Here is a 9,565-nt window from a genome sequence, read left to right as displayed (position 1 = left end):
CCCATGTCGGCCTCGCGCAGCAGGCTGGTGCCGACATGGGCGGCGAGCTGGCCGCTGTCCAGCCAGCGCAGCGCCTCCGCCGCCACCGCCCAGGGCTGCGGCAGGACATAGGGCGGCAGGTTCCAGGCGGCCGCACTCCACACCAGCAGCAGCGCCGGGAAGGCCGCCCAGCCATAGAGCCGGGTCCGCATCAGCGGCCCGCCCGGCGGAGGTAGGAGCCGTCGACGATGTCCGCCGCCTTCATCGGCGCCGGGATGAAGCCGAGCGCCAGCGATGTGTCCATCAGCCGCTGGATGAAGGCGAGGTCGCTGTCCTCCAGCCGGTCAGACCAGCCCAGCCGCTTGCGCGCCTCGGCGGCGACCGCGGCCGGCGCGATCTCGGTGCCGTCGGCGCGCTTCACCGGCTCCAGCTTGAACGCCTCGGCGATCAGGGCGTCGCCCTCGGCCGGGTGGTCGGACAGCCAGGCGATGGCCTTGGCATGGGCGCGCAGCAGTTTCACCACATCGTCCGGCCGGTCGGCCAGCGTCTTCTTCGGCGCCATCACCACGTACCAGGGATAGCCGGGCAGCGCCTGGTTGACGTCGAACAGCACATGCGCGCCCCCCCGCAGCACCTGTTGGCTGATGAAGGGCTCCCAAGTGAAGGCGGCATCCACCGTGCCGCTGTCCAGCGCGGCGTTCATGTTGCCGACCGGCATGGAGACCACCGACAGGTCGCGGTCGGGATCGAGGCCGGCGGCCTCCTTCAGCACGATGCCGCGCAGCAGGACATCCATCCCGCTGCCGCGCGCCACCCCGGCGACCTTGCGGCCGCGCAGGTCGGACAGCTTGGCGATGGCCGGGTTGTTGGCGATCACCGCCGCCTGCCCGTAATTGACCTTGGCCAGGATGCGGCTGTCCAGCCCGCGCGCCGCCCACTGATAGACCGGCGGCGCGCCGATATAGGCGACGTCCAGCTCGCCGGCGGCGAGCGCCTGCTGGATCACCGGCCCGTCGCCGAAGGGCCTGGCCTCCACCGCCAGCCCCTCTTCGGCATAGAAGCCCTTGCGGTCGGCGACCAGCGCCGGGGCGTTGGCCATGGCGAAGACCCAGCCGATCCGAAGCGGGCGGTTGTCGCCCGTGGTGGCGGCGCCGGCCGGGGCGATGCCGGCGAGCAGGGCGATGGAGCCGTACAGGGCGGCGGACAGCGCCGCGGCGAACATCCGGTTCATGCGCGAAATCCTCTTGGTCGGGGGCTGGCAGGGGATCGTCCCGGCCGCGGCTCAGGCGGCGGCGACGATGGCGGAAATCCGCTCCAGCAGCGTGTCGGTCAGGGTGGTGAAGCGCTCCAGCCGCCGCGTCTCGCGCAGGCGGCGCGGGCGGGGCAGGTCGATGGCCAGTTCGCTGTGGATGCCGGCCGGCGCGATGCCGAGCAGCACGACGCGGTCGGCCAGGAACACCGCCTCCTCCACGTCGTGGGTGATGAACAGCACCGTCTGGCCGAGCCGGCCGCACAGCCGAAGCAGTTCCTCGTTCAGGGTGGCGCGGGTGATGGCGTCGAGAGCGGCGAAGGGCTCGTCCATCAGCAGCAGGCGCGGTTCCAGCACCAGCGCGCGGGCCAGCGCCACCCGCTGCTGCATGCCGCCCGACAGCTGGTGGGGGAATTTGCCGGCCGCGGCCTCCAGCCCGACCAGCGCCAGTGCCGCCATAGCCTTGTCCCGCTGGTCCGCATCCGGCAGCCGGCCGGCCATCCGCAACCCGAACCGGACATTGTCGAGCACGTTCAGCCAGGGAAACAGCTGCGGCGACTGGAAGACATAGCCGAGTGCCGGCATCTCCGGGGTCACCGTCTCCCCGTCGATGGTGATGCGCCCGGAATCGGGTGGCAGGAAGCCGGACAGCAGGTTCAGCAGCGTGGTCTTGCCGCAGCCCGACGGGCCGAGCAGCGCCACGAACTCCCCAGGCCGGGCGGACAGCGCCAGGGACCGGAACATCGGGTGCGCGCCGTCATAGGCGAAATCCACGCCGTCGACGTGGAAGGCGGCGCCGCTGGGCGGGAGCGGCACGCCGTCCCATTGGGCGGCACAAGGGAACGTGGGAGGAACGGCGAGAATTCCACTGTTCATTTCCGTATTTTCCCCCGCATCAACCAATCCAAACAGATAATACAATATAATACATGTAATACAATATGAGGCAACTAGGGAATTCGGACCGATTCACGCAGGGAATGTCATAAGGGCATGCGGGCTTGAGCCGTCCCGTCGCCGGTGGCATCAAGGCGGCGTCCGCTGGCCGATCGGTTCAGTCAATGAAGGGGAGAGGGCAGGGTGGCCCTGGTGCGAGACAATGCGACGGCGCTCTACCGTCAGATCGCCGACCGGCTGCGCGACGAGATCGCCGCCCGTCTGTTCGAGCCGTCGGGACGGCTGCCGACCGAAAGCGAGATCGGGGCCCGCTTCGGCGTCAGCCGGGTCACCGTCCGGCTGGCGCTCGACCGGCTGGAGGCGGACGGGCTGATCGAGCGCCGCAAGGGCAAGGGCACCTTCACCGCGGGCAAGCGAGTCCAGCATCCGCTCGACCGCCTGCGCAGCTTCCACGAATCCCTGCGCCTGCAGGGGCTGGACGCCACGATGCGGCCCTTGTCGGCGCGGATCGTGCCGACTCCGGCGGAACTGCGGGAGGATTTCGGTCCCCACTGCCTGGAGGTGTGCCGCCTGCATCTGGTGGACGGCGAACCGGTGGCGCTGGGCCGCAGCCTGCTGCCGCCGGCCCTGGAACCGGTCGACTGGCAGGCGGCCGGACACCGGCCGATCTACGGCATCCTGCAGGACATCGTCGGCAAGCCGGTCGGCGGCGCCGACATCGAGGTCAAGGCCGCGGCGGCCGATGCGGAGGTTGCGGCGGCGCTCGGCCTGCCGGCGGGCGCGCCGGTGCTGGTGATGGACCGCCGCTCCGTCTTCGTCGGCGGCGGCTGTGCCGACCGTTCGGTGTTCCACATCCGGTCCGAACGCTACAGCTTCATCCTGTCCCACCGCTGGGAAGGGTAAGGTTTTGGCGGTGGCCTCAGCGGCCATGGCCTCAGCGGCGATGATCGACCCTGCGCGACAGCCATTCGCCGCCGAACTGCACCGAGGTGACCAGCACAATCAGGATCACAATGATCTCGAACAGCACCTGGGTCTCATAGCGTTCATAGCCGTAGCGGATGGCGAGGTCGCCCAAGCCCCCGGCGCCGACCGCCCCCGCCATCGCCGAGGCGTTGATCATCGCGATCACGCAGACGGTCATGCCGCCGATGAGGCCCGGCAGCGCCTCGGGCAGGATGACGTGACGGACGATGTGCCAGCGGCGGAAACCCATGGCGCGGGCCGCCTCGATCAGCCCATGGTCGACCTCGTTCAGGCTGACCTGGGCGACGCGGGTGTAGAAGGCGATCAGGTGGATGCTGAGCGGAACGATGGCGGCCCAGATGCCCAGCGTCGTGCCGACGATCAGCCGGGTGAAGGGCAGCAGCGCCACCAGCAGGATGATGAAGGGGATCGCCCGGAAGACGTTCACCACCACCGACAGCCCCTTGTTGAAGCGCTGCCGCGGATAGAGGCCGCCGGGGGCGGTGGCGACCAGCAGCAGGGCCAGGGTCAGGCCGCTGGCGATGGCGATGGAGACGGACACTCCGACCATCGTCAGCGTTTCGCCGAAGGCGCGCAGATAGCGGTCAAACATCGTCGGCGACATAGCCGAGAACCTTCCAGCTGTCGGGGGAGAAGCGGGCGCCGGCGGCCGAGCGCATCGCCGCGACGGGAACGGCGATCACGAGATCGCCCTGGGCATGGCCCTGGATGCGGTCGATGCCGCCATGCAGCAGCTTGGCGTCCGGTGCCAGCGCCAGCAGGCTGGCGAGCGAGATGCCTTCGGGGTGGCTTTCGCCGGTGAAACGCAGCGACAGCACCGCCTGCCCGCCGCCCTGTTTCGGTGGATCGGCTTGCAGCCGGCGGGCGATGTCGTCGGGAAGCCCGTGCTGGAGCGGGCGCAGCAGGGCGCGGGTGGCGTCGCCCTGCGGTGTGCCGAACACCGACCAGACCGGCCCATGCTCCACCCGGTGGCCGCGGTCCAGCACCATCACCTCGTCGCAGATCGCCCGGATCACCGCCATGTCGTGGGTGATCAGCACGATGGTCAGCCCCAGCTTGGCGTTGATGTCGCGCAGCAGGCCGAGGATGGCGTGGGTGGTCTCGGGATCGAGTGCCGAGGTTGCCTCGTCGCACAACAGAATCTCCGGACGGTGCACCAACGCGCGGGCGATGCCGACGCGCTGCTTCTGCCCGCCGGACAGTTTGGACGGATAGACGTCGGCCTTGTCGGCCAGCCCCACGAGATCCAGCAACTCGTCCACCCGCCGGCGGATTTCGGCGGCGGCGACGCCGGCGACCTTCAGCGGCAGCCCGACATTCTCCCGCACCGTCTTGGCCGACAGCAGGTTGAAATGCTGGAAGATCATACCGATGCGGCGGCGCAGGCGGACGAGATCCTCCTCCCCCAGCCCGCCGACGTCGATGCCGTCGACCAGCACCCGGCCGCCGCTGGGCCGTTCCAGCATGTTGATCGCCCGCAGCAGGGTCGATTTCCCGGCGCCGGAACGTCCGATGATGCCGAAGACGCTGCCGCGCGGGATGGCGAAGGACACCGTTTGCAGTGCCTCCACCCCGCCGGGATAGGTCTTGCGCACGCCGTCGAACAGGATGTGGGGCGATGACGGGTCGGGTAGGGCGGTGGGGGCCGGATTGGCCGCCGCCGCGTGCCCGGCCATATGCGCGGTCGCGCGTTTCCACAACATCGCAGGTTTACCTTTTCTGCCGGATTGGGCGGGTCATGGCGATGCGGCCGCTCAGAAGGCAGGGATCAGGATGCCCGCCAGTTCCTTTTCGATGTGGGCGCGGACCTCCGGCGACTGGAAGGACTCGACCAGCGGCTTGACCCACGGCGCGTCCTTGTCCTGCTCGCGCACGACGATGACGTTGACGTTGGGATTGTTGTCGCGCTTCTCCTGGGCGATGCCGTCGCGCGCGGCGTTCAGTCCGACCTGCGATCCGAAGCTGGAGATGATCGCCGCGGCGTCCAGATCCTGGTAGGAGCGGGCCAGAACCACCGACTTCACCTCGACGATCTGCAGCTTGCGCGGGTTCTCCTTGATGTCGGCCAGGGTGGCGGTCTGGTTGTAGGCGTCGAAGCCGTCGCGCAGGCTCAGCAGCCCTTCGTCGCGCAGCACGATCAGCGCGCGGCTTTCATTGCTGGGATCGTCGGGGACACCGACCCTGGCGCCGTTCGGCAGATCCTTCAGCGACTTGTATGTTTTGGAATAGAAGGCGATGGGCGACAGGTAGGTGTTGCCGACCACGGCCAACTTGTAGCCGCGCTGGGCGATCTGGTCGCGCAGGAAGGGGATATGCTGGAAGGCGTTGGCCTGAAGATCGCCGGTGTTCAGCGCTTCGTTGGGGCTGAGCGTGCCGGCCATCACCACCGGTTCGATCTCCAATCCCCGCGGCTTCGCCACCTTGGCGACGATCTCCCAGATCGGTTCGCTGATGCCGCCGCGGATGCCGACTTTCAGGTGGATGGGATCGGCAGCCCAACTCGTGGTGGCGGCGAAAACGGCGCCGAGTGCGGCACCGATGGACAGGGCGCGCGCGATGCGCCCTAAAAGACGACCTGTCATGGCGGACATTGCTCCGGAGTCTTCGGTGTGTCAGGCGGCGGCTTCCGCCGTTTCCGGCTGCCGGTGGGAAATGGTGGAGACGACCTCCTGCGGGCGGCGCAGCAGGTTCAGGATCGGGCAGGTCCGCTCGACCGTCTCGTGAAGCTCCGCGATCGCCTCCGCGCTGGCGGGCGAGACGATGTGGATGGTGTAGCGCAGGTTCTGCGGATAGACCGGGATATGCTCGAATCCCGGCTTGCCGCCGCGCGGGTCGAACACGCCCTCCACCTCGACCTCCAGGCTGTCCAGCGGCACGCCCAGCTCTGCGGCCTGGATCAGGGTGATGTGGGTGACGCAACTGCCCAGCACGCCGAGCTGCAGTTCCGGCGAGGTCGGCCCCAGATCGTAGCCGGCGAAGTTGGGCGGGGCGTCGCTGATCACCTGATGGTCGCGGATGCGGATGCGGCGGATTCCGCTGCGCCCCTCGGCACTGACGCGGGCCGACAGGGTCGGCGGCTCGAAGCCGGGCTGCGCGATCCGTTCCTTGATCGCCAGATGGGCGATGCGCTTCTGGACCAGGTATTCGTTGAGCGTGCTCATGGACGCACCTCTTGCAGGGGGGATTTGATGGCGCCGCGCGTCTGGGTGAAGGCGTCGAGCGCCTGAAGGATGTCCTCGCGGATGTCCGGCAGGTTCTCCAGGCCGATGGACAGGCGGATCAGCCCGTCGGCGATGCCGTGGCGGGCACGTTCCTCCGCGCCGTAGGTGGCGTGGGTCATGGTTGCCGGGTGCTGCACCAGGGTTTCCGCGTCGCCCAGGCTAACCGCGCGGGTTGCCAGCACCAGCCGGTTCATGAAGCGGATGCCGGCCTCCAGCCCGCCGTCGAGTTCGCAGGAGACCAGTCCACCGAAGCCGCTCATCTGGCGGCGGGCGATGTCGTGGCCGGGGGAACCGGGCAGGCCGGGGTAATCGACACGGCGCACCGCGGGATGGTCCGCCAGCAACCCGGCGATGGCGGCGGCCGATGCGCTGTGGCGCTCGACGCGCAGCTCCAGCGTCTTCAGGCCGCGCAGCAGCAGGAAGGCGGTCAGCGGCGCGATGGTGGCGCCGGTCAGATAGCGCAGGCCGTTGCCGCGGATGCGGTCGATGAGCGCCTTCGGCCCCACCACAACACCGGCGATCAGGTCGCCATGCCCGCCAAGGAACTTGGTGGCGGAATGAACCACCAGATCGGCGCCATGTTCGATCGGCCGTTGCAGGACCGGGGTGGCGAAGGTGTTGTCGACCATCACCAGGGCGCCGGCCGCATGGGCCTGGGCGCTGACCGCGGCGATGTCGATCACCCGCAGGTTCGGGTTGGCCGGCGTTTCGAAATGGATCAGCACCGGGCGAAGCGCCAGGGCGCGGGCGAGGTCGTCAGGATCGGTGAAGTCCGCCAGCTCGACCCGGATGCCGAAGCGGGTCAGCCCGCGGGTGAACAGCGCGTAGCTGTTGCCGTAGAGCGTGTGGTCGATCACCACCACATCGCCCGCCGACAGCAGCGTCCACAGGGTGGCGGAGATCGCCGCCATGCCCGATGCGACCGCCAGCCCGGCTTCCGCCCCCTCAAGGTCGGCGATGCGGGCCTCCAGCACCGACTGGGTCGGGTTCTTGGTCCGGCCATAGATGTAGCCGTCCTTCTCGCCGCGGAACAGCGCCGCCCCATCCTCCGCCGTTTCGAAGGCGTAGGTGGAGGTCATGAAGACCGGCGGGGTCAGGGCGCCCTGTTCGCTCGCCGGGTCATAGCCGAGATGGATAGCGCGCGTGGACAGGCCGCTCCAACGGCCGCGGTTCGACGAATGATCGGTCATGGATGGAAATCCGGAGGCTGTGCGGTTTCATTCGTGAAACTCTGTTATAAACATACTTGCACGATAGAGAAATAAGAGCAACTGTGAAATCTGCGCATCTACTCGGAAAAGGGCGAGAAAAAATGGTGAATTCGGTGTTCCGCAGCACGCGCACCTCGGTGTTCGAGACGATGTCGCGGCTAGCTGCCGAGCATGGGGCGATCAATCTCGGGCAGGGCTTCCCCGAAGGCATCGAGGCGGCGGAGGTCATCGAGGCGGCAGGACGGGCTTTACGCGACGGTCCCCACCAATATCCGCCGACCCTGGGTCTGCCGGCCCTGCGCCAAGCGGTGGCGGCGGCGAACCGCCGCTTCTGGAACATCGAGGCCGATTGGGCGACCGAGGTGCTGGTCACCTCCGGTGCCACCGAGGCGTTGGCCGACTGTTTCTTCGGTCTGCTGGAACCGGGCGACGAGGTGCTGGTCTTCCAGCCGGCCTACGACTGTTACGGCGTGCTGCTGCGCCGTGCCGGAGCGGTTCCGGTGCCGATCCGGCTGGAGCCGCCACATTGGGAACTGCCGCGCCAGCGCATTCTCGACGCGATCACGCCGCGGACCAGGGCGATCCTGCTGAACACGCCGATGAACCCGAACGGCAAGATCTTCAGCCTAGACGAATTGGGCTTCCTGGCCGGGCTGCTGGAGCGCCACGACCTGATCGCCATCTGCGACGAGGTCTACGAGCATCTGACATTCGACGGCCGCGCCCATGTGCCGCTCTACACGCTGCCGGAAGCGCAGGGCCGCTGCCTGCGCATCGGTTCGGCCGGCAAGACCTTCTCGGTCACCGGCTGGAAGGTCGGGTATGTCACAGCGCCGGCTGCGCTGCTGGAGCCGGTCGCCCGCGCCCACCAGTATCTGACCTTCGCCACGCCGCCCCATCTCCAGGCCGCCGTCGCCTTCGGGCTGGGGCTAGACGATTCCTATTTCCGGGGCCTGCAGGCGACCCTGCAGCAGAACCGCGACCAGCTTGCCGCCGGGCTGCGCGAGTTGGGTTTCAGCGTGCTCGATTGCGGCGCCACCTACTTCCTGTGCGTGGAGACCGGTGAATTCGACCGTGATGGAGACGATTTCGCCTTCTGCCGCCGTCTGGTCGCCGAATCGGGAGTCGCCGCCGTGCCAGTCAGCAGCTTCTATGTCGAGCGCGACATGACCTCGCTGATCCGGCTGTGCTTCGCCAAGCGGCTGCCGCTGCTGCATCAGGCGCTGGAGCGGCTTGCCGACTGGTGCAGGCGCGCCGGGGCCGCCTGATGGCAACCGTCAAGGACGGTCGACGAAGCGCGGCGGCTGGAAGGCGCGGATTGGTGGCAGCGGGCCGGTGAAGCGCTCGACCTCGACCAGGGCGCTCTGGGCCGAACAACCCTGGGCGAGATCGGAGGTGCCGGTGTCGGGCGTCACCATGTTGGGATTGCCATGGGCGTCGAGGCTGCCGTCGGTATCGGGGTCTACCGGATCGTACCAAGCGCCTGTGGCGATCTGCAGCACGCCGGGCCGGATGCCCTCGGTCAGCACCGCACCGGCCAGAAAGGCACCGCGCCGGTTGAACACCCGCACCACGTCGCCGTTGCCGATGCCGCGCGCCGCCGCATCGCCGGGATGAATGCGGATCGGCTCCCGCCCGGCGATCTTGCTCTCCCGGCTGACCGCGCCGTGGTCGTATTGGCTGTGCAGGCGGGTCGCCGGCTGGCAGGACAGCAGATGCAGAGGGCCGTCGTCGCCGGCCAGACCCGGATGCTCTGCCGGGTCGCGCCACACCGGATGGCCGGGGCAGTCGGGCAGGTCGAAACCGGCGATGGTGGCGGAACCGACCTCGATCCGGCCGGACGGGGTGGGCAGCGGCGATCCGTCCGGGTCGGCGCGGAAGGCTTGCAGCAGAACCTTCTCCGGCTCGACCAGGGGGATTTCGGCAAGCCCGGCCGCCAGGAAGCTGCGGAAGTNTCCTCATAGAGCCGTTCCAGCCATTCCTCGGTGGTCAGCCCGCCGGTGAAGACGTCCTCCACCCCC

The 9,565-nt window shown here is 68.6% G+C and carries 10 protein-coding genes and 1 pseudogene; 2 read left to right on the top strand and 9 right to left on the bottom strand.

Annotated elements, in window-relative coordinates:
* From VH569_RS35015 to VH569_RS35005, 3 genes and pseudogenes are all read right to left on the bottom strand, one after another.
* A pseudogene (locus tag VH569_RS35015) lies at window positions 1-191 on the bottom strand (ABC transporter permease); the annotation flags it as partial.
* Window positions 191-1,210: an ABC transporter substrate-binding protein gene (locus VH569_RS35010; protein ID WP_423321859.1), complete on the bottom strand. Its 1,020-nt coding sequence runs from the start codon at window positions 1,208-1,210 to the stop codon at window positions 191-193. The gene VH569_RS35010 and the pseudogene VH569_RS35015, both read right to left, overlap by 1 nt.
* Before the next feature lie 51 nt (window positions 1,211-1,261).
* Entirely contained in the window at window positions 1,262-2,104 is an 843-nt protein-coding gene (locus tag VH569_RS35005; RefSeq protein WP_423321857.1) for an ABC transporter ATP-binding protein, read from the bottom strand.
* A gap of 204 nt (window positions 2,105-2,308) precedes the next feature.
* Between VH569_RS35005 and VH569_RS35000 the strand changes: the two genes are divergently transcribed.
* A complete protein-coding gene (locus tag VH569_RS35000) occupies window positions 2,309-3,028 on the top strand; it encodes a GntR family transcriptional regulator (RefSeq protein WP_423321855.1) in 720 nt (239 codons plus the stop codon).
* Between the two features lie 31 nt (window positions 3,029-3,059).
* Here the strand turns inward: VH569_RS35000 and VH569_RS34995 are convergent, their stop codons facing one another.
* Genes VH569_RS34995 through VH569_RS34975 form a run of 5 tightly spaced genes read right to left on the bottom strand, consistent with a single transcriptional unit; the run spans window position 3,060 to window position 7,523 of the window.
* Window positions 3,060-3,716, bottom strand: coding sequence for a methionine ABC transporter permease (locus tag VH569_RS34995; RefSeq protein ID WP_423321854.1), 657 nt, complete (start codon window positions 3,714-3,716; stop codon window positions 3,060-3,062).
* The gene (locus VH569_RS34990) at window positions 3,697-4,815 is read right to left on the bottom strand and encodes a methionine ABC transporter ATP-binding protein (protein WP_423321852.1); all 1,119 of its coding nucleotides are present in this window, start codon (window positions 4,813-4,815) and stop codon (window positions 3,697-3,699) included. Before VH569_RS34990 ends, VH569_RS34995 begins: the two co-directional genes overlap by 20 nt.
* 51 nt (window positions 4,816-4,866) lie before the next feature.
* Window positions 4,867-5,694, bottom strand: coding sequence for a MetQ/NlpA family lipoprotein (locus VH569_RS34985; protein WP_423321850.1), 828 nt, complete (start codon window positions 5,692-5,694; stop codon window positions 4,867-4,869).
* A gap of 30 nt (window positions 5,695-5,724) precedes the next feature.
* Entirely contained in the window at window positions 5,725-6,273 is a 549-nt protein-coding gene (locus tag VH569_RS34980) for an OsmC family protein (RefSeq protein WP_423321849.1), read from the bottom strand.
* Complete coding sequence (locus VH569_RS34975) at window positions 6,270-7,523, bottom strand: trans-sulfuration enzyme family protein (protein WP_423321847.1); 1,254 nt, start codon at window positions 7,521-7,523, stop codon at window positions 6,270-6,272. The genes VH569_RS34980 and VH569_RS34975 overlap by 4 nt, the downstream gene beginning before the upstream one ends.
* A gap of 122 nt (window positions 7,524-7,645) precedes the next feature.
* Here VH569_RS34975 and VH569_RS34970 point away from each other — a divergent pair, with 122 nt between their 5' ends.
* Complete coding sequence (locus VH569_RS34970; RefSeq protein WP_423321846.1) at window positions 7,646-8,812, top strand: aminotransferase; 1,167 nt, start codon at window positions 7,646-7,648, stop codon at window positions 8,810-8,812.
* A 9-nt stretch (window positions 8,813-8,821) separates the two neighbouring features.
* Here VH569_RS34970 and VH569_RS34965 read toward each other — a convergent pair whose 3' ends face one another.
* On the bottom strand, window positions 8,822-9,316 hold the full coding sequence (locus tag VH569_RS34965; RefSeq protein WP_423321844.1) for a molybdopterin dinucleotide binding domain-containing protein: 495 nt from the start codon (window positions 9,314-9,316) through the stop codon (window positions 8,822-8,824).
* Window positions 9,317-9,565 lie beyond the last annotated feature (249 nt).

The sequence above is a fragment of the Azospirillum sp. 11R-A genome (assembly GCF_049472615.1).
In the GTDB taxonomy this organism is placed as follows: Bacteria; Pseudomonadota; Alphaproteobacteria; order Azospirillales; family Azospirillaceae; genus Azospirillum; species Azospirillum palustre.
The sequence above is the reverse complement of the archived record's forward strand: the minus strand, read 5'-3'. Positions and strand labels throughout refer to the sequence as shown.

Coding starts and splice junctions, on each gene's coding strand:
- VH569_RS34990 (WP_423321852.1), bottom strand. CDS start 4,815: ATGTTGTGGAAACGCGCGACCGCGCATATGGCCGGGCACGCGGCGGCG.
- VH569_RS34970 (WP_423321846.1), top strand. CDS start 7,646: ATGGTGAATTCGGTGTTCCGCAGCACGCGCACCTCGGTGTTCGAGACG.
- VH569_RS34985 (WP_423321850.1), bottom strand. CDS start 5,694: ATGACAGGTCGTCTTTTAGGGCGCATCGCGCGCGCCCTGTCCATCGGT.
- VH569_RS35010 (WP_423321859.1), bottom strand. CDS start 1,210: ATGAACCGGATGTTCGCCGCGGCGCTGTCCGCCGCCCTGTACGGCTCC.
- VH569_RS34975 (WP_423321847.1), bottom strand. CDS start 7,523: ATGACCGATCATTCGTCGAACCGCGGCCGTTGGAGCGGCCTGTCCACG.
- VH569_RS34980 (WP_423321849.1), bottom strand. CDS start 6,273: ATGAGCACGCTCAACGAATACCTGGTCCAGAAGCGCATCGCCCATCTG.
- VH569_RS35005 (WP_423321857.1), bottom strand. CDS start 2,104: ATGAACAGTGGAATTCTCGCCGTTCCTCCCACGTTCCCTTGTGCCGCC.
- VH569_RS34995 (WP_423321854.1), bottom strand. CDS start 3,716: ATGTCGCCGACGATGTTTGACCGCTATCTGCGCGCCTTCGGCGAAACG.